The organism is Methanobrevibacter smithii ATCC 35061, from assembly GCF_000016525.1.
Lineage (GTDB): Archaea > Methanobacteriota > Methanobacteria > Methanobacteriales > Methanobacteriaceae > Methanocatella > Methanocatella smithii.
The window spans coordinates 1,729,537-1,748,091 of the sequence record NC_009515.1 but is presented as its reverse complement, the minus strand read 5'-3'; the positions used below and the strand labels follow the sequence as shown (position 1 = coordinate 1,748,091).

The window sequence follows — 18,555 nt, the reverse complement described above, 5'->3', positions numbered from 1 at the left end:
ACCTAGTCTTGATATATTTTTTTATGCCAGTTCCAAGCAGATTCAACAATAGTTTCCAAATCATACTGAGGAGTCCAACCTAATTTATCTTTAATTTTTGTTGCATCAGCAATTAAAATATCCGGATCTCCTTCACGGCGTTCGTCTAATTTAACTGCAAATTCTTTTCCAGTTACTTTTTTAACCATGTCAATTATTTCTTTAACAGAAAATCCTTTTCCATTACCTAAATTAAATACATTAGATTCATTTTCATTGCATAAATATTCATAAGCGTCAATGTGAGCTTTAGCCAAATCATTAACATGAATATAATCACGAACACATGTTCCATCTGGAGTATTATAATCGGTTCCAAAAATAGAAATGGAATCTCTTCTTCCAATAGCTGCATCTAACACTAAAGGAATCAAATGAGTTTCCGGTTCGTGCAGTTCTCCAATTTCACAATCAAAATCACAACCTGCGGCATTGAAATATCTTAAAGCCACATAATTAAAATCTCCTTTTGCAGCTTCACGTTCCAGTGCCTTTTCAGTTATGAATTTGGAATGACCGTATGGATTAATCGGTTTTAATTCCTGGTCTTCTGTAATGGGAACCTTTTCAGGATTTCCATATACAGCAGCAGTAGATGAGAGAATAAACTTATTAACTCCAAATTCCCTCATTATTTGTAAAAGATTAATTGTATTTTTATAATTATTTTTAAAATATTTTTGAGGTAATTCAACAGATTCAGCTACTGATGAAAAGGCTCCGAAGTGCAAAACTCCATCAATATCGTACTTTTCAAAAACTTCCCTTAAATCTTTACTTCCAAAGTCATAGTTTTCAAAATGTCCCCATTTAACAAAGTTTTCATAACCTTTAGAAAGATTATCAACAACAACAGTTTCATAACCTGCCTGATTTAGGGCTTTATTAGTATGAGCACCTATGTAACCTGCTCCACCAGTAACTAGAATCATAAAATCACCTTAAATAAATTTACCTAATTTCAATAAAGCTTTAGGAGATACTTTTACTAAAGCTTTAACAAGTTCAGTAGTTGAAATTTTCTCAAAGTTAACATCCTGGAATGCATGAGCAATATTGTCAAGTTCTTCATCAGATAAAGTTAACATATACTCCTGAACTTTTTTGTATTTGTCAATTTCATGAGATAAATCATCACGGGTTATTTTATCATATTTTTTAAGGAATTTTTTAGAATGGTCTCCTTCTTTAATAGCTTCAGCAGCTACCTGACCAGCATACATTCCTCCAGTCATACCGCTTATGATTCCTCCACCGGTTAATGGGTTTACCTGACCTGCTGCATCTCCACAAACCAAAATGTTATCATCATACATTTTTTTAGGCATTCCTCCAACAGGATCTCCACCAACATTTAATTCAACAGCCTGAGCATTTTTAGTTGCAGGACATTTAGCTATAAAATCATCCAAATATTCAATAGCTGGTTTTGTTGCTTTATGCTGGAGAATAGCTAAACCTACATTAGCTATGTCATCACCTTTAGGGAAAATCCACACATATCCACCAGGTGCACATGACCCGAAATAGAATTCAATGACTGCTTCTCTGTCAAATTCAACATTTACCATTTCATATTGAACTCCGGATTCCATTTCTTTAGCTTTTGCACTGCCTTTAAGACCTGCCCATCTTGCAACATGACCTTCAGGACCGTCTGCAGCAATTACTATTTTAGCTTTAATTTCTTCAGTTTTACCCATAGATTCTGTAGAAACAATAAAGCCATCTTCAATTTTATCCATTCCAGTAGCTAAAGTTTTGATTCTGATTTCAGCTCCTGCTCTTGCAGCATCCATAGCCATATGTTTATCAAATACTTTTCTTTCAAGAATGTAACCTGCTTCAGGCAATTCAATTTCTTCTTCTGTTAACCAGACATCAGTTCCATCAGGAGAAGTAAGTCTTACACCATCAATTTCTTTAGTAATCCAGCGTGGGCTTGGTTCAATACCAAGTTTTGCAAGACCTTTTTTAGAAACACCTTCAGCACATCTTTTTGGAGCACCGATTTCAGATCTTTTATCAAGTAAAATGACTTTTGCCCCACCAAGAGCTGCATGTTTTGCTGCTGAAGAACCTGCTGGTCCTCCACCTATCACTAATACATCAGTTTCAATCATAGAATAATCTCCTTAATCTTCTTTCTCCAAAGCATTAATAGGACAAGCATCAACGCATGTACTACATTCTCTACACTCACTTTCATCAAATACTAAGCTATACTCCTTAACTTGTATTAAATTTCTCGGACAAACTCCTGCACATTCTCCACAGAATGAACACCAATCTTTTACAATCATAAATTAAAAGTCTCCTTTTTTATAAAAAACTAAAATAGTTTATGTTATGAATACTAAGTTCGTTATAATATTTAAACTCTTTTATACAACTTTTTACCTAACTAAAACAACCGGAACATCAGAAGTTCTTAAAAGCCTTTCACTAACAGAACCTATTTGATTTTGAGATACTTCATTTTCTTCAAAAGAAACAAATCTTTTATCATCTGAACCTAATGCATGGATAACAACCAAATCAGCATGTGCCTGATCAATGATAAATTTCATATCTCTTAAAGCATCAGCAGTTAATAAATGCTCAACAGTATCAATTCCTTCATCATTAGCCTTTTTAGTAACTTTTGCCAGAATTTTATCCCCATTATCTTCTGATTCACCATAGCTACTAAAAGAGAATTCCTCCAGAACATGAATGGCAGCTATTTTAGAATCAAATTTCTTAGCTATTTCAATAGCTACATCAGCAGCCTTATACCCATATTCAGATCCGTCAACAGGAACAGCAATAATATCAAACATTTAATTATTCTCCTTTAAATAGTCAGCATGACATAAGTTAATAAAGTTATCAACAGCTTTATCAACATCTTCACTATCATCTACTATTTTACCGTCTTCCATAAGAAGAGTTCTGTTACTTACTTCCTTAACAAAGTCAGTATTGTGTGAAATCATTATAACAGTGATGTTATATTCTTTAGATATTTTCTTAAGGGAATTAGCCACAATTCTTAAAGTAATCGGGTCTAAATCTCCAAACGGCTCATCTAAAAGTAAGAATTCAGGTTTTGAAATTAAAATTAAAGCAAGCATTACCCTAACTTCCTGACCACCAGATAATTCATATGATTTTCTATATAAAATATCCAAAGGCAAATCAAGCAATTCAAAAATATCTTTTACTGCCTCTTTAGTAGCTGTTTCAGGGAATTTAGGGAATAAATCTTCTAAAATATCAGGCATCAAACCTATTTTAGCTAAAAGGTCTCTTGCTTCACTTTCAGGCAAGTCAATTAAAGCATAAAGTGAGTCCAGCAATTCTTCACCTAATCCTAATTTTTCAGCTTTTTTCCTTGCTTGTTTTACAACATCCTGATTTTTATAACCTAAACGGGTAGCTAACTGGCTTAAAACAGTTGAATAATAACTTAAGGCAAATTCCTGATACATAAAACCTAATTTTCTTCTTACATCCATACGCTGCATACTTGGCATTGAAATATCTACCCAGTCACCATCCAGTTCATAAACAACTTTCCCTTTATCAGGCAATTCCAAATCAGCCAACATTCTAAGCAAAACTGTTTTACCTGCTCCACTAGGACCAATAAGACTTATAATATTTTCCTTTTTAACATCAAAGTTTATATCCTTAATTTGTAGAACTTCTCCCCCAGAGAATAAATAGAATCTTTTATAGATATCCTCTACTTTAATAACAGTTTCATCAGTTGAAATGTTTTCAATATCTTCAGGTTCTTCCATTTCACTTAAAAACTCATCAATAATCTCATCAGGATTGCCGTCTTTTTTAATTTCACCATTTTCAAGCAAAATAACTCTATCAGCCAAATATCTTTGAATTTCAGGTAAATGAGAGACAACAACAACTGTAATATTTAACTCTTTATTGATTTTTTTAACAGCATCAAGAATTTCTTGTTTTGTTTTAGGGCATGCCATTGTAGCTGGTTCATCAAGAAGCAATACTTTTGGCTGTTTTGCAAGTTGTCTAGCTATAATCAATCTTTGTTTTTCACCACCACTTAGCACAGCAGCATAATGATCAGCCTTATCAGTTAGAGAAACCATATCCAGTATCTTATCTGCCTCATCACCAAATTCACTTTCAGCTACATTAAAATCAGTACTTTCTTCATCAAAATATTTACGAGCATATAATTTCCTTAAAACATTTTCACGGACTGTTTCAGGCCATATACCAAATGATCTTTGAAGATGAATAGCTGTTTCTTTTTTAAGTTGATTATAATAAAATTGAGAATCACCTGCACGAACAGTTACATCACTAACTGTTATGCTTCCTTCATCAAGTTCTTCAACTCCTCTAAGCAATCTTAAAAGAGTAGTTTTACCAGAACCACTTCTTCCCATTATTCCAAGGATTTCTCCTTCTTTAACTTCAAAACTGATATTTTTAATTCCGATAACTTTATCCTTGTTATCTAATTCATATGTTTTACTAATATTGTCAACTTTAATCATGTTTTATGCCCCAACAATAATATAAATAATTTTATAATTGAAGCTATATATATTTTAATTAAATATATTTTAAAATAAGTGATTAAAATGACTAACAGCAACAAAATTCAAGAATATATTGACACTTTAGAAAATGACAAACTAATGATTGAAACACATTTTGCAAATATTGAAAGAATACTAAAGGATAATGATGATTTAAACCAGGAAAAAGTAATTGCTTTATTATCCAACTTCAATACATTCAATATACAATATGATCAGTTATGCCATGATTTAATTGCATTTATAAAAATATTCCAACCAGATAAAGAAGAAATAAGAATATACAAAACTGAAGAACTTATTGAATTGTTAGAAGCTAAAGTTAATGAAGTTTCAAACTAATAATTATAATTGATAACCACACTGCCGGTTGAACTAGTAGTTGAGTTTTCAGCTACTACATTACCATTTTTAAGAAGTTCTATTTTAAGTTCATTGGAACTGCCGTCTGATTTTTCAATTACCATTGTTACTTTGTCCCATGGTGCGCAGTCTAAATTGTATGATTCATCTCCACGACCTGATACTTCGCGGATATAATTTGGATCTCCCACTTTACCGGACCAGGTTCCATTGTAAATTATATGTGCCTGATAAGGATAATTGGAACCTTCCTGTACTTTTTCATCAGCGGAAATAACATTTAATGAACTTTTGTTATCAGGCTGAGTTGAGTTATAAATAAATGAAAATAATAATAAAGCTATTACCACAATTCCTAAAACAATAGCTATTTTTTTACCTGTGCTAATATTCCATCCGTTGTCTTTTTTATTATTTGAATTAGCAGTTTGTGGATTTTTAATCGGATATGTACAATTTTCACAATATACTGAAATATCGTTATTTTCATATCCACATCTTGGACACTTAACCATAGTATCTAATTCCCAATAAATTGTTTTTACTGTATTAAACTTATTAAAATTCATCATATTTAAATCTAATTGAAAAAAAATAGAATTTTATAAAAAATCAAATAAAGATGATTAATGATAATATTCATAAACATTAGTGGCTACTTTCTCATTCATGCCCTTTATTTTAGCCAATTCTTCGACAGAAGCATTTTTAACCTTATCCATAGTTCCAAATTCCTTTAAAATATTGATTTTACGTTTTTTACCAATGCCCGGAATATCATCCAATGAGGATTCGCTTATATTATCGCTTCTTAATTTTCTGTGATAAGTAATTGCAAATCTGTGAGATTCATCTCTAACCTGCTGAAGCAAATGCAAAGCCTTATTATTTTTAGGAATAATAATTGGTCTTTTAGAATTAGGAATATAAATTTCTTCAAATTCCTTAGCCAGTCCAATAATAGGAATATGGGCTAAATTAAGCTCATCCAAAACTTCACAGGCCGTACCTAACTGACCTTTACCTCCGTCAATAACAATCAAATCAGGTTCTTCATCTGTGTCAATCATTTTTAGACGGCGTGTTAACAATTCTTTCATCATAGCAAAATCATTAGGTCCTGGAGTTTCAATTTTAAAACGTTTATATTTCTTTTTATTTGGTTTTGCATCTTTAAAAGAAACTTTTGAACCAACAGCAAATTTACCTGAAATATTACTTATATCATAACCTTCAATAATTCTCGGAAGTTTATCAAGCTTCAGATATTTTTTAAGCTCAATTAATGAATTTTCCATAGCTTTCTTCTGATGTTTGATAATTTCGGCATTTTTTTGAGCCATGTTGACAAGTCTAAGCTTTACGCCTTTCATAGGCACTTTAATATAAACTTTATTGCCCCTTAAATCACTTAACCACTCTTCAAGCAGTTCAGTATCATCAATAGGTTCATTTAAAAGAATCTGTTTTGGAATATGGCGATTGAATCCGTAATACTGCTGAATAAATGCAAATAATATTTCAGAATTTGATTCATACTGTGATCCGCTCATTAAAAAGTCATCACGTCCAACAATTTTACCGTTTCTGATAGGCATTATAATAACTACAACTTCATTATCATTAGGAGCAATAGCTATTACATCCTGGTCTAAATCATCATCAACCAAATCAACAAACTGTTTTTCCATAATCTCTTCAATGGAAGTTATCTGATCTCTTAAAACAGCTGCTTTTTCAAATTGTTCATTTTCAGCTGCTTCAGCCATTTCCTTTTTAAGATTTTTAACAATAACAGAATATTTTCCCTGAAAAAACAAATCAATCTTATTGATTATTTCATCGTACTCCTCTTTTGAAATTTCGCCGGAACACGGAGCGTAGCATAAATCAATCTGAGAATTCAGACATGGTCCATCCATATTTCTGCAGGTCCTAATTTTAAACAATGATTTTAAGAATTTTACAGTTTTTTTAACAGAAGTTACATCTGTAAACGGACCGTAATATATTCCGTTTTTTGTAATGTTTCTTGTTATAATCAGCCTAGGATATTTCTCATTTGTAATTTTGACATAAGGATATCTCTTATCATCCTTAAGCTGCACATTATACCTTGGACGATGTTTTTTAATAAGAGTGGCTTCTAATATAAGAGCTTCTTTTTCAGAATTAGTTACAATATACTCTAAACTGTCAAAATGACTCATTAAAATTTGAGTTTTAGGCCTGTCCAGTTTTTCTCTAAAATAAGACCTGACTCGATTAATAAGATTTTTAGCTTTGCCAATGTAGATAATTTCATCATTGGCGTCCCTCATTATGTAAACACCTGGTTTTTTAGGTAAATTTTCTGGAGATTTAACTTTTGTTGACATGATTCTACACTATTTTAACTCAACAATATCATTATCCAACTTGACTCTATTATCAGCTATCATCAAATCCAAAACACTGTTGATTTTATTAGCTGTCTTTTTAGAAGTTGATTTAAATCCAAAATTCCTTGAAACTTCTTTCGGCAGGGATTTTGCAGACAGTGACTGTTTATGAACTAAAATTCTTTCAATATTTTTAGCTATTTCCTCATCAGAAATTAAATCAATATTAGGTTTATGTCTTTTTCTGATACTTACGTCATTACTTGCAGAATCATATAAAAAGTCACCAATTTTAATAATGTTTCCTGCATTTTCAGATGCACTAATAGCTCCATTAACTGCCTTTTTCAAATTAGCCCCAGCTCTTTTCATATTGCAGCTGTCCTTAACCCTTTTAATAACTTCACTGATGTGAACCGGACCTTCCACTTCCACAATTTTATCAATAGACTTAGCTACTTCCTTACTAGACTTTTTAAACAGGTCTTCCTGTGATGTTAAACCAATATCTTCAGCCTGCTTATACTCTACAATTTCATCCTTAAGTTTAACTTTTCCCGGAAGTTTCTTGTCATCAAATGCTTTTAATGTATTGTTATTTTTAAATCTCTCTTTTTCAATTTCAGCATAGTCTTCATTAGCTGTTTGAATAATGTCCTCCAAAGCCTGATCCTGAATTTGCTGCCTTCTTTTTTCTTCATGAATAGGAATGATAACATTCTCATCACTGGCTATTTCTTTTTTAAGTGCTTCCATTAACTTTTCCTGTTCATACCTTTTTTCTTCAGCTTCGGCAAAAGTCAATTCTTCTGTTTCATCCTGGGAAAACACATATTCATCTTCATCATGTTCAGGAGTTATGTAATCATTCGGATCATACTCTTCAGTTCTGTCAATTACAGCTACATATTCTGCAGGTGTTGGATTTTCAATTTCTTTTAATGATTTATTAATATATTTTACTTCGTTTTTTAAATCAACAAGAGAATCTTTAACAGATTTGTTTTTACTGTCATTTGTTTTATGGTAAACATTGTTCTTTTTAAGAGGATTAGTAATGCCACTTACTCCCTGATAATAACCATTTTGATTAACTGATGTAGATGTATCTGATGTTTCCTGTGAAATATTGCCATCTTGTTGAGCATATTGATTTTCATCATCATAATCTTGATAATAATCTTCATCAATGATATTTGCTTCATTGTCTTTTTCATTATTAACATCTGAAATTACTTCTTCAAAAGCATTTGCCACAATATTAGAAGCTACATTATGAATATCTTCATCATCCAAATCCACATTAGACTTAAATTTCAGATTTTCATATAATTTTTCCTCGTCCTCTTGTGAATTTTCATCAACAATTTCAGGTTCTACAACATATTTATCTTTAGGAGTTGGCCTATGTAACTTAGGATTTTCATTCTCCATTATTTCACCACCTACGGTTTCAATTTCCTCTTCTTCCAATTTAGATTTGCCAATAATCGCACTAGCTATTGTTCCATGTTCTTTGTTTTCCAGTCTTTCATTATCAAAGAAAATACTTTTAATAGAACTGTTTTTAGATTTATTATCATTTGATTCTACAGAATCTGCTTCCTCATCAGAACTTAATTGAGATTTAATTTCTTCCGAATTGCTTTCTAATTTAATGTCACTTTCAGATTTCGAAGTGTTTGATTCATCATCTTTAGATTTTATACCATTATTATCAATGTTTTTATCATTAACTTTTACCTCTTTCGCTTTTTCTTCGGGTTTTGAATCTGCAGTATCCTTTTTAAGATTTAATTCATTCTCATGTTCAATATTTTTACTAAATTTAATATCATCCATTCCAGTGTTTTCCTGCATATTTTTCTTTTTAGATCTGAAAATTGAACTAATACCAAAACCTTTTGATAAAGAAGATTTCTTTTTAGATTTGTCTTCGTCTTTAATAGATTTATTTTTATTATTTGAAGATTTTTGATAAGTTTTTTCTTTAGATTCAAATGAATCTTCTTTTTTAGATTTTAAAGAATCATTATTAACTTCATAACCGTCATCTTCAGGAGAAACAACATCAACATCAGAAACTACATCCTCACTAAACTCAGAACCATCATCTTCAATAGGAATAATTTCAACATCAGAAACTACATCCTCACTAAAGTCTGATTCACCATTTTCAGGAGAAACAACATCAACATCATCATAATCCATTTTTTCCCTAAATTCAGAACCGTCATCTTCAGGAGAAACAACATCAACATCAGAAACTGCGTTCTCATTAAATTCAGAACTGTCAGCTTTAGAAGAAACAACCTCAATATTCTCATCATTATCAATATCAGAAATCACATCTTCACTAAACTCTGATTCATCATCATTTTCTTCAGATAAATAATCATCAACATTATCGAAATCAGTTTTATTTTCACCAGAGTCCAAATCATCTTTAGGAGGTATGACTTCTATATTTTCATCTTCCCCAATATCAGGAGTTGATTTTTCATTTTCTTTTTGTTCTTCAAGCTCTTTTTGTTTTGCAATACGCAATTCTTCAGCTAACTTTTCAGCTTCTTTTTTCCTTTTTTCAGCCAGTTTTTTAGCTTCTTCTGATTTACGTTTTTCTTCTTCACGAGTTTCCCTAATAGCTACTTCAACAGCTTCAAGTAATCTTTTACGCCCTAAGTCTCTATTCCTATACCAGTCTGTAGACCATAAATGGTAAAGTTTCCAACCAAGACCTTTTAGGACTTGTTCCCTTAACCTGTCCCTATCTCCAGCTACTTTACTTGATGCATACATTTTTCCATCAGTTGTAATTCCCAAAATATATTTTCCAGGATTTTCATCATCAACAATAGCCAAATCCACTCTAAATCCTGCACATCCAATTTGTTTATCTACTGTGTAACCATTTTCAGCCAGGAAACTAGCTATTGCATCTTCAAACGGTTCACTGGATTGCTGAGTTATTTGTGATGCTCCCAATGTCAAGTTTTCAGCATATGACAGGAATTCTTTTAGAGCTTTTACACCATATGGCGGATTGGCTGTTAAATGCATATCATAAGCCTTGAAGTTGGAAAATACTACACATTTTTCCCTTGCACGTGTAATTAATACATTTAACCTTCTTTCCCCACCATCCTGATTTAACGGACCGAAATTTAGAGACATTTTTCCTGCTTGGTCATAACCATATCCTACACTTATTAGGATAACATCCCTTTCATCCCCCTGTATTGTTTCAAGGTTTTTAACAAAGAAACGTTCATCCTTATTTTCTGAGAATAATGGTTCCAATTCAGGACGCTTTTTACGTTCAATTTCCAATTCTTCAAGAATTGCATTTTTTTGAGCAACAGAAAATGTTCCGACACCTAAACTTTTAGTATCCCCATATTTGTCAAAATGATTGAAAATTTCTTTTACAACATCACGAGCTTCCAAATGGTTTGCAGATGATGAACCTCTATCATATACAGTATTCGGATTATAATGTAATTTTAATCCCAGTTCAGGATCATCATGAGATGGAGAAGGATATACCAACAGCTCATTATTATAGAATTCCTTGTTTGAAACAGAAATTAAAGATTCATGACGGCTCCTATAATGCCATTTTAGCATTTTAACAGGGAATGACAGTTTACATAAATGGAGGATACTTTCCATATCCAATGAAGTAGCCACTTCCTCTTCGCTTTCACCAGTTGCCATTTGATCAAAGAAAGATGTTGGAGGCAATTGCTGAGTATCTCCCATTACAACTGCTGTTTTACCTCTCATAAATGCACCTAATGCATCTTCAGGTTTAACCTGACTTGCCTCATCAAAAATAACAACATCAAACTGCAATTCTTCATTTGTAGGGTCAAGATACTGTGCAACAGATAAAGGACTCATCATGAAACATGGTTTTATCTTTTTAATTATTCCTCCTGCTTTTTCCAATAATTTTCTAACTGGCAGGTGCCCGCTTTTTCTTGTAAATTCTCCAGCAAGTATTTTAGCTTCTGGGTTTTCAGTAGCTCCAAATATTTGTGGAATATTATTATTTAATTTTTGGAAAATTCTTTTGCGGTTTAGGGACAATATTTTTTTATCCAAATCTTCAAACTCTTTTATTCTGTTTTCATGCAATTCTCCGATAAATGTAGCCAGTTCCTGATTTTCAACAAATAAAATATTCAGTAATGAATCTGCAAAGTTTCCTTGAACCAATGCTTTAACATCATCTTTTTTAATGTCTCTTCTTTCAATTGAATCAATAAACTGCTCAGAGTCAGTTCCTCTGCAAGCATTTTTAGTATTTAAATACTGAGACCATAAGTGAAGACTGGATAACTGTCCTCTCCAATTATATAGCTGTTCCTGCCATCTCTCAAAAGCAACATCACCAGTATCTCTTTTAAAGATTAGTTTACTTCTAGGATTTAATTTGGATTCTAATTTTTTAAGTTCACTTTCAAATAAATTTCCTGATTCAATATATTCAGTTAAATCTTCCTTAGGATTTATGCTGAACATATCATTAGATAAAATATCAATAGTATTTTGTGAAAAGATTCCATCACGTGTTAAAGATATAAATTCATTCATCCACTTTGTTATTTCTTTTAAATCATTGACATTTGCACCTAAATGCCAGTAATCACCATAATATTTGCGAGCTAATGACTCATTTGCATCCAATTGCTTTTTAATAGCTATTACTTGTTTTGCCTGTTCCAAATCAAATAAAACATCTTCAGGAGATTTAGGAACTGGAACATTATAATATCTTTCAACCAGTTCAATATGAGGTTTATTACCAAATAATCTGGATAATTTCTTATGGGTGCTTTCCCGAACTTCGCCAATTAATCTGTCAATGTCTGCAGAAAATATGCTTGAATTAAACCTATCTAATGATTTGGCTACTTTTTGATATTTTTCCAATTCATTTATTAATCTATAAGCATCATCATTGTTATTATTCCAGGCTCCGGATTTTAATATATCCCCATCAATTAATTCAGAATTTTTAGAACTGATTATATCAAATGCTGAAAGAGACTTTTCAAATTCATTAAGTGTTTCCGGTTTTTTAATCCCATAAATATCATAAACTCTTCCCCTTTCAACTAAAAAGTCATCTAAAGCATGTAATGTATCATTAATCAATTGTTCAATTTCCCTTAAATCTGCAGGAAGCAAACTTTTTGGAGCACATTTACTCCACGGATTTTCCTTAGAAATTGTTTGATACAGTTCAGCCAAGTTTTCCAAAGATATGGTAATATCATCCAAATCCTTTAAAGTTAAAGTTTCAGGATGATCAAACCTGACCAATGGAATTATACGGTCACTTCTTGAAAAATGCTCATCAGCAGCTTCTTTTAAACCATATAACTGAAATGCTGATAATTGAACTCCATATAAAGGCTTATGAATAATTTCTGCATAATCATCAAGCTGCTGTCTTAATGTTTCAAGTTTTCTTATTGTCTGATCTATATTTATTGGCTCCTGAGACCTTACTGTTGTAGCTTTTTCCAAATCCTTCAGAAATTTTTTACGCCTTGTTTTGTGTGAATGCAGTTCCAATATAAACTTGCCTAATCCGACACCTGTCAGTCTGTCTTTTACCACATCTAATGCAGCCATTTTTTCACTGACAAACAAAACGGACTTTCCCTCAGCAAGAAGCTCAGCTATTAAATTTACAATTGTTTGAGATTTACCTGTTCCAGGAGGTCCCTCTACAACCAGATTCCTTCCTGCTTTAACATCCTGGATAGCTGCAATCTGTGAAGAATCAGCATCTAAAACCTGATACATTTTAGAGTATTCCAACTGAGAATCAATGTCTTCCTCTTTAAATGCTTTCTTATCATTAACACTTGGATTAAATATAGCCTGTATCAGTTCATTTTTAGTTAAATCCACATTATTTTCCCATGCTTCCGGATTTAAATCATTGTACATTACAAATTTAGTAAAACTGAAGAAACCTAAAGCTATATTAGTATTAACTTTCCATTCACCCATTCCTCTAACAGAATCCCTAACTTCTCTTAAATAATGGTCAATAGCTTCACCATATTTTTTAAATTCAAAATCCGGAAAATCAATACCATTTTCTTTTAATTTAGCTTTAATAGAGATATTTGTTTGAATGTCTTCTCCTGTCCACTCTAAATTAAAGGATTTGCCTACCTTTTTACGTTCCATTGCAACTGGAATAAGAACTAATGGAGCATGATTTACCTGTTTTGGTTTGGTATTATCTCTCCATTCCAAAAATCCAACAGCCAAATAAAGAATATTGTAACCCTGTTCCTGCAACATTGTTTTAGCTTGGTTATTAATATAAAACAATCTTTTTTGAAGCTCATTAGGAGTCAAATCTGTAGATAATGTTTTATCTCCATCAGTAAACCTTGAAAGATCAAATGGAGCATGATCCCAAATTGAAAATCCGGATTTTTCCTCTTTTTTCTCTTTTTTATTAGCTACAAAATACATTTTATTATTTTGCAGAACCAATGTCTGGTAAATGTTAATTGGTGATTGGTTTGAAATAGTAATTGTTCTGGCTCTGGTTTTAAAATTAAGAAGCTGATTTCTTAAAGTTAAATCTAAAAGCTCATTACGTAAGTTTTCAAACTCCTTTTTAATTTTATCTGATGAATTATTTAACATATTGCCCCTTTATTATATAAACTAAAAAAATTCAGAAATCATATATCATTATTTTTTCATTAATTAATAAAGTTTTCTAATTAAATGAAATTTAAATAAAAGCTTAAAAAAACGAGTAATATTCTTATAAATATCCATAATCATAGTATAACTAAATTAAAGTTATATTAAAGATTTGTATGGTCCGAATGACATTAATTTTTCACTAGCTATTAATGAAGCGAATTCTCCTGCTTCTTCTGGTGAATCTAAAAGCAATCTCTTTATAATATAAGCTGCCATATATGTGTCTCCACAGCCTGTTGAATCTGCTATATCCTCAACTTCAAAGGCTTCAATTTTAATTTCATTACCACAAATAATTCTGGAACCTTCACTTGCATTTGTAATTACAATTTCATCAATGCCATATCTGCTGTAATTATCATCATCAAATACAAGTTTAGATTCAGATTCATCTAAAAATATAGCTGTAATTCCATTTAAAATATCATCCAAATTATCAGGTTTTTCTAATTTAATTGAATAATTTTTATCATCAATTTTCTCATCAGGAATGCGTAAAAAACCCTGCATGGATAGATAAATCGGCACATTGAAAGTTTTTAAATAATCAATCGTTTCAACAGGAAAATCATTCCTATTTAACGGATTTAAAACAAATGCATCAATTTCTAAAATATCATCAAAAACAAACTCCAACTGGTCTTTTAAAATTGGAATGTTTGCAAAATTGCTGTATTGTTTCCGGATGTCCAAATTATCGTTTTCAGGATATTCATTAATAAAATAATGAGTATCATCGCCAACAATAGGAATTAAATTACCTAAATTTGGAAAATCCCTAATTAAATCCAGATTATTGAAGTTTGCAACTGCAACATAATCTATGTTGAATTCTTCAAAAACAAATGATTGAAAATAGCTAGCTCCTCCGGCAGCATATGTTTTTGAATTTGGAGTAATAATCTGGTCTTGTGCTAGTGGACCAATAACCACAATTGTCATAAAAAAAGTAAAAATAAGGAAGTTAAATTCCTCTGTCTTGCATTCTGTCAGCTTCAGATAATGTAGACATTTCTAAACCTTTCATAGCTTCTCCAAGTCCTTTTGAAACTTCAGCTAATACTTCAGGTTTATCATAATTTGCAGTTGCTTCAACAATAGCTTTAGCAAATGCTTCAGGATTATTGGATTTGAAGATTCCAGAACCTACAAAAATACCGTCAGAACCTAATTGCATCATTAAAGAAGCATCTGCAGGAGTAGCAATACCTCCAGCTGCAAAGTTAACTACTGGTAATTTACCGAGTTGTGCGGTTTCTTTAACAAGGTCAATTGGAGCTTCTATTTTTCTTGCGTATTTCCATAATTCCTCTTCATCTAAACCTTGAATAGTTCTGATTTCTCCTAAAACCATTCTCATATGACGAACTGCTTCAACAATATTTCCTGTACCAGGTTCACCTTTGGTACGAATCATTGCAGCACCTTCATCAATTCTCCTTAAAGCTTCCCCCAAGTTACGTGCACCACATACAAAAGGAATAGTGAATTCTTTTTTGTTTAAATGATATTCTTCATCAGCAGGTGTAAGTACTTCACTTTCATCAATCATATCTACACCTAATGTTTCTAAAATTTGTGCCTCTGCAATATGACCTATCCTAGCTTTAGCCATAACAGGAATTGAAACTGCATCTACAACTTCTTCAACAATAGTAGGATCAGCCATCCTAGCTACCCCACCAGCTGCACGAATATCTGCAGGTACTTTTTCTAAAGCCATAACAGCTACTGCACCAGCATCTTCTGCAATTCCTGCTTGTTCTGCATTGACAACATCCATAATAACTCCACCTTTTGTCATTTTAGCGAAGCCTTCTTTTAAAACATCAGTTCCTTTTTCCATGAAATATTCTCCATAAATAATTTATAAAAATATAACACTTACTATATTTTTCATAACTTATAATTGTTTACCTAAATTCAACAGTCGTGTCTACAACGAGTTAATTATAACATACTTAAAACATTCTAATCTATTAAAATATTATATCAAAAATAGGTTTTAAATTTTATCCCCCAAAATTAAACCCTTATCCTCGTACTGCGTTTATAAAAAATGGAAGTAATTAAGATAAATTTCTCCGTATTCATCTTCAAATCTGATTAATGCTCCAAGGTTATCTTTATAGATTAATGTTGCTTTTTCCCCATTACTCCATTGTGTGCCTACTTCCGATTGTTTTAATTCATTCCATGATACATTTAAAACTGTTTTTTTGTTTATTAGTGTGAATGCTGGTTGTTCTTGTATGTATTCTTCAGGTGTTGATGTTCCATCAGGTAATAAATGTTTTACTGTTTCATTAACTGATTTGTATCCGTTGATTTCCTGTATTTCTTTTATCTTGTTAATTAAATTTACTTCAAGTTTTATAGTACTTCTTTCCATTATTTAATTCCTCCTTTAAAAAAATAATAAAAAAATTATAGTCTTTATATTAAATGGATTATAATGATGACTATAATATTTATTATAAGCATTATTGCGTTTCGTGTCCTGTTTTCTTCATTTTTCATTGAATATAATAATACTACTGCAAGTATTATTAAAATTATTTGAATTAATGTTAATACTGTGGTTATCATAATTCCCCATCCCTTTTATTTAAATATTAGTAATGACATATAATTTATTATAAATTATTTTAAAGAGGGATTAATTTTAATCCCCCATTAGGGATAATATTATTGATATTATCCCCATAACCATATTTATTAGAAAATATATGTCATTTTTATCAATGTTTTTCACCTCCTTGTAGTTCTATTATTATATTGGTTACTATACTATATAAAGGTTTCTATTTTTTACTACTTATTTTTATAAAAAAATAAAAGAATTGTTGATAAAACAACAATCTTATTGATACAAATCTGAGAAAATCCAAGCTGGATCATACGCTAAAATCGTACCATTCATACACCAATTACTTGAAACACTGTTTCCATCTAAAACTGCTGCAGGGTCACGATAAATCCAAGAACCCCCAGTATACTTAGAATGTTTCAATCTGAGCCTTACATGCCCAGTCCCACTTCTACATCGTACATGAATGAATTGTACATTATAACCTAATGCAAGTCCTAAACGGTAAAATAATTGACTTGAATCAGTACAATTAACTCCTTGCTTATTATATATCTTATTAATAGTTTCCTGAGTATTATATTTGGAGTTATAATAATATCCATATCCTCTTCCTCGGATTTTGTTCAAGCAAGAGTCTATATCTGTTACACCACCAAATTTGTCGGTGAACCTTTTTAATGTGATGTCTGTGGTGTCGCTGGTTGTTCCGTTGCCATGTGGGTCTTCAAGATAAACAATAGCTGGACTAACACCATTTAATACTTCATAAGCTGATACACGATTAGCCATACTAACATAACAATTCTTATAATACTTTGTTCCATCAGTATCAGACACATAATTTGGGAGGAAACTTAAATCTTTATTATCAAATATTGCACATTCAACAAACTCTGCAATAAGACTGTCTTGTTGATAATTCGTACCTCTCTCTTTAATTGCTTTTATAATTGTGCCATAATCAGCTACACGATTCATGTAACTATACACTTGTCTTGTATTAAACTTTTTATTATTATTCACTAACCAATAAGCAATTCTATTCATCAAATAAGTGTATTTTGTAAAACTAATATGTTCATTAACCATTTATTTTCATCTCCTTTTTAAATTTTAAATCATCTAAATATTCCTTTAAAATACTGCATTTTATTATTGCATCTTCAAAACAACAAGGAACCTCTTTATCACAAGGATCATAAAATGCACATTTTTCACATTCTTCACTAATCATTCCAAAATAATCCTCCTATCAATTTTTAATGTACAATCAGTAATCTTGTTTGTTCTAAACGAGGATTCTCTCCAGCAGCTCCTCTTTTTACAATACCTTCCAACATATAACTTCCAGGGTCTAATCTAATCGGCAGTATTGCTCTACCATTAGCATCAGTTGTTCTTTCATAAGAAACACCATTTACAATAAAATTAATTACCACATTTTCCCCTGTGTTAATTTCAGGATTGGAAGAAATAATTTTACCGTAAACAGAATTTCCATAATTTAATTCTAGTTTAACTCCATCTTCTCCAGCAAGGTCTGATAAGCGACCCATTACTAATCTAGTGTTTTTTAAATCATCCATTGTGGTTTCTAATATTTCTTGTCTTGCAAATGTTTCAGAATGTTCATCATCCACCAAATCTGCATTTAAACCTGAACCTGCTCCATCCACTTCTTTTAATTTATTTAAAATAGTGGTGGGTGTTTCAATGTTTCCATCTTTACCATCTTTTCCTGCAGGTCCAGTATCACCTTTACTTCCTTTATCACCTTTAGGACCTGTTGGTCCTGTTGGTCCAGTATTGCCTTTAGGGCCTTTGAAATTCCCCAGTAATATTTTTTTAACCATTA

15 protein-coding genes are annotated in these 18,555 nt (G+C 31.4%); 1 reads left to right on the top strand and 14 read right to left on the bottom strand.

All coding sequences use genetic code 11. The features are described from left to right. Positions 1–2: 2 nt before the first annotated feature. From galE to MSM_RS08495, 5 genes are all read right to left on the bottom strand, one after another. Positions 3–971, bottom strand: a complete 969-nt coding sequence (gene galE, locus MSM_RS08515; protein WP_011954707.1) for a UDP-glucose 4-epimerase GalE — start codon at positions 969–971, stop codon at positions 3–5. A 9-nt stretch (positions 972–980) separates the two neighbouring features. After that, positions 981–2,162 carry an NAD(P)/FAD-dependent oxidoreductase gene (locus MSM_RS08510; RefSeq protein WP_004033657.1) on the bottom strand — a complete coding sequence of 394 codons (1,182 nt, stop codon included), beginning with the start codon at positions 2,160–2,162 and terminating at the stop codon, positions 981–983. A 12-nt stretch (positions 2,163–2,174) separates the two neighbouring features. Next, on the bottom strand, positions 2,175–2,342 hold the full coding sequence (locus MSM_RS08505; RefSeq protein ID WP_004033656.1) for a 4Fe-4S binding protein: 168 nt from the start codon (positions 2,340–2,342) through the stop codon (positions 2,175–2,177). A gap of 93 nt (positions 2,343–2,435) precedes the next feature. After that, complete coding sequence (locus tag MSM_RS08500; protein WP_011954706.1) at positions 2,436–2,861, bottom strand: universal stress protein; 426 nt, start codon at positions 2,859–2,861, stop codon at positions 2,436–2,438. Next, on the bottom strand, positions 2,862–4,568 hold the full coding sequence (locus tag MSM_RS08495; protein ID WP_004035185.1) for an ATP-binding cassette domain-containing protein: 1,707 nt from the start codon (positions 4,566–4,568) through the stop codon (positions 2,862–2,864). Positions 4,569–4,655: 87 nt separating this feature from the next. On the opposite strand from MSM_RS08495, the gene MSM_RS08490 reads away from it, so the two are divergent. Next, the gene (locus MSM_RS08490; protein ID WP_004035186.1) at positions 4,656–4,955 is read left to right on the top strand and encodes a hypothetical protein; all 300 of its coding nucleotides are present in this window, start codon (positions 4,656–4,658) and stop codon (positions 4,953–4,955) included. Here MSM_RS08490 and MSM_RS08485 read toward each other — a convergent pair. The 9 genes from MSM_RS08485 to MSM_RS09410 form a co-directional block, all read right to left on the bottom strand. Then, on the bottom strand, positions 4,952–5,545 hold the full coding sequence (locus tag MSM_RS08485; protein ID WP_019262096.1) for a zinc-ribbon domain-containing protein: 594 nt from the start codon (positions 5,543–5,545) through the stop codon (positions 4,952–4,954). The two genes, MSM_RS08490 and MSM_RS08485, sit on opposite strands and share 4 nt — an antisense overlap. Positions 5,546–5,602: 57 nt before the next feature. Continuing rightward, positions 5,603–7,354 (bottom strand): excinuclease ABC subunit UvrC, encoded by a 1,752-nt coding sequence (gene uvrC, locus MSM_RS08480; protein ID WP_011954705.1) that lies wholly within the window; start codon positions 7,352–7,354, stop codon positions 5,603–5,605. A 9-nt stretch (positions 7,355–7,363) separates the two neighbouring features. Next, on the bottom strand, positions 7,364–14,041 hold the full coding sequence (locus tag MSM_RS08475; protein ID WP_011954704.1) for a DUF3320 domain-containing protein: 6,678 nt from the start codon (positions 14,039–14,041) through the stop codon (positions 7,364–7,366). A 162-nt stretch (positions 14,042–14,203) separates the two neighbouring features. After that, positions 14,204–15,049: a PfkB family carbohydrate kinase gene (locus MSM_RS08470; RefSeq protein WP_011954703.1), complete on the bottom strand. Its 846-nt coding sequence runs from the start codon at positions 15,047–15,049 to the stop codon at positions 14,204–14,206. Positions 15,050–15,071: 22 nt separating this feature from the next. Next, positions 15,072–15,953, bottom strand: coding sequence for a pyridoxal 5'-phosphate synthase lyase subunit PdxS (gene pdxS, locus MSM_RS08465; RefSeq protein ID WP_004033648.1), 882 nt, complete (start codon positions 15,951–15,953; stop codon positions 15,072–15,074). A 204-nt stretch (positions 15,954–16,157) separates the two neighbouring features. Beyond that, on the bottom strand, positions 16,158–16,499 hold the full coding sequence (locus MSM_RS08460; RefSeq protein ID WP_011954702.1) for a hypothetical protein: 342 nt from the start codon (positions 16,497–16,499) through the stop codon (positions 16,158–16,160). A gap of 471 nt (positions 16,500–16,970) precedes the next feature. Further along, positions 16,971–17,789 carry a PeiW-related protein (phage psiM100) gene (locus tag MSM_RS08455; RefSeq protein ID WP_011954701.1) on the bottom strand — a complete coding sequence of 273 codons (819 nt, stop codon included), beginning with the start codon at positions 17,787–17,789 and terminating at the stop codon, positions 16,971–16,973. Continuing rightward, on the bottom strand, positions 17,782–17,934 hold the full coding sequence (locus MSM_RS09270) for a hypothetical protein (RefSeq protein ID WP_011954700.1): 153 nt from the start codon (positions 17,932–17,934) through the stop codon (positions 17,782–17,784). The genes MSM_RS08455 and MSM_RS09270 overlap by 8 nt, the downstream gene beginning before the upstream one ends. A 25-nt stretch (positions 17,935–17,959) precedes the next feature. Next, the gene (locus MSM_RS09410; protein WP_048058649.1) at positions 17,960–18,553 is read right to left on the bottom strand and encodes a collagen-like triple helix repeat-containing protein; all 594 of its coding nucleotides are present in this window, start codon (positions 18,551–18,553) and stop codon (positions 17,960–17,962) included. Positions 18,554–18,555 lie beyond the last annotated feature (2 nt).

Excerpts from the sequence above, each read along its gene's own strand:
- MSM_RS09270 (WP_011954700.1), bottom strand. The coding sequence starts at position 17,934 with ATGATTAGTGAAGAATGTGAAAAATGTGCATTTTATGATCCTTGTGAT.
- MSM_RS08475 (WP_011954704.1), bottom strand. The coding sequence starts at position 14,041 with ATGTTAAATAATTCATCAGATAAAATTAAAAAGGAGTTTGAAAACTTA.
- MSM_RS08490 (WP_004035186.1), top strand. The coding sequence starts at position 4,656 with ATGACTAACAGCAACAAAATTCAAGAATATATTGACACTTTAGAAAAT.
- MSM_RS09410 (WP_048058649.1), bottom strand. The coding sequence starts at position 18,553 with ATGGTTAAAAAAATATTACTGGGGAATTTCAAAGGCCCTAAAGGCAAT.
- MSM_RS08455 (WP_011954701.1), bottom strand. The coding sequence starts at position 17,789 with ATGGTTAATGAACATATTAGTTTTACAAAATACACTTATTTGATGAAT.
- MSM_RS08470 (WP_011954703.1), bottom strand. The coding sequence starts at position 15,049 with ATGACAATTGTGGTTATTGGTCCACTAGCACAAGACCAGATTATTACT.
- MSM_RS08495 (WP_004035185.1), bottom strand. The coding sequence starts at position 4,568 with ATGATTAAAGTTGACAATATTAGTAAAACATATGAATTAGATAACAAG.
- uvrC (WP_011954705.1), bottom strand. The coding sequence starts at position 7,354 with ATGTCAACAAAAGTTAAATCTCCAGAAAATTTACCTAAAAAACCAGGT.
- galE (WP_011954707.1), bottom strand. The coding sequence starts at position 971 with ATGATTCTAGTTACTGGTGGAGCAGGTTACATAGGTGCTCATACTAAT.
- MSM_RS08505 (WP_004033656.1), bottom strand. The coding sequence starts at position 2,342 with ATGATTGTAAAAGATTGGTGTTCATTCTGTGGAGAATGTGCAGGAGTT.
- MSM_RS08485 (WP_019262096.1), bottom strand. The coding sequence starts at position 5,545 with ATGAATTTTAATAAGTTTAATACAGTAAAAACAATTTATTGGGAATTA.
- pdxS (WP_004033648.1), bottom strand. The coding sequence starts at position 15,953 with ATGGAAAAAGGAACTGATGTTTTAAAAGAAGGCTTCGCTAAAATGACA.
- MSM_RS08510 (WP_004033657.1), bottom strand. The coding sequence starts at position 2,162 with ATGATTGAAACTGATGTATTAGTGATAGGTGGAGGACCAGCAGGTTCT.
- MSM_RS08500 (WP_011954706.1), bottom strand. The coding sequence starts at position 2,861 with ATGTTTGATATTATTGCTGTTCCTGTTGACGGATCTGAATATGGGTAT.
- MSM_RS08460 (WP_011954702.1), bottom strand. The coding sequence starts at position 16,499 with ATGGAAAGAAGTACTATAAAACTTGAAGTAAATTTAATTAACAAGATA.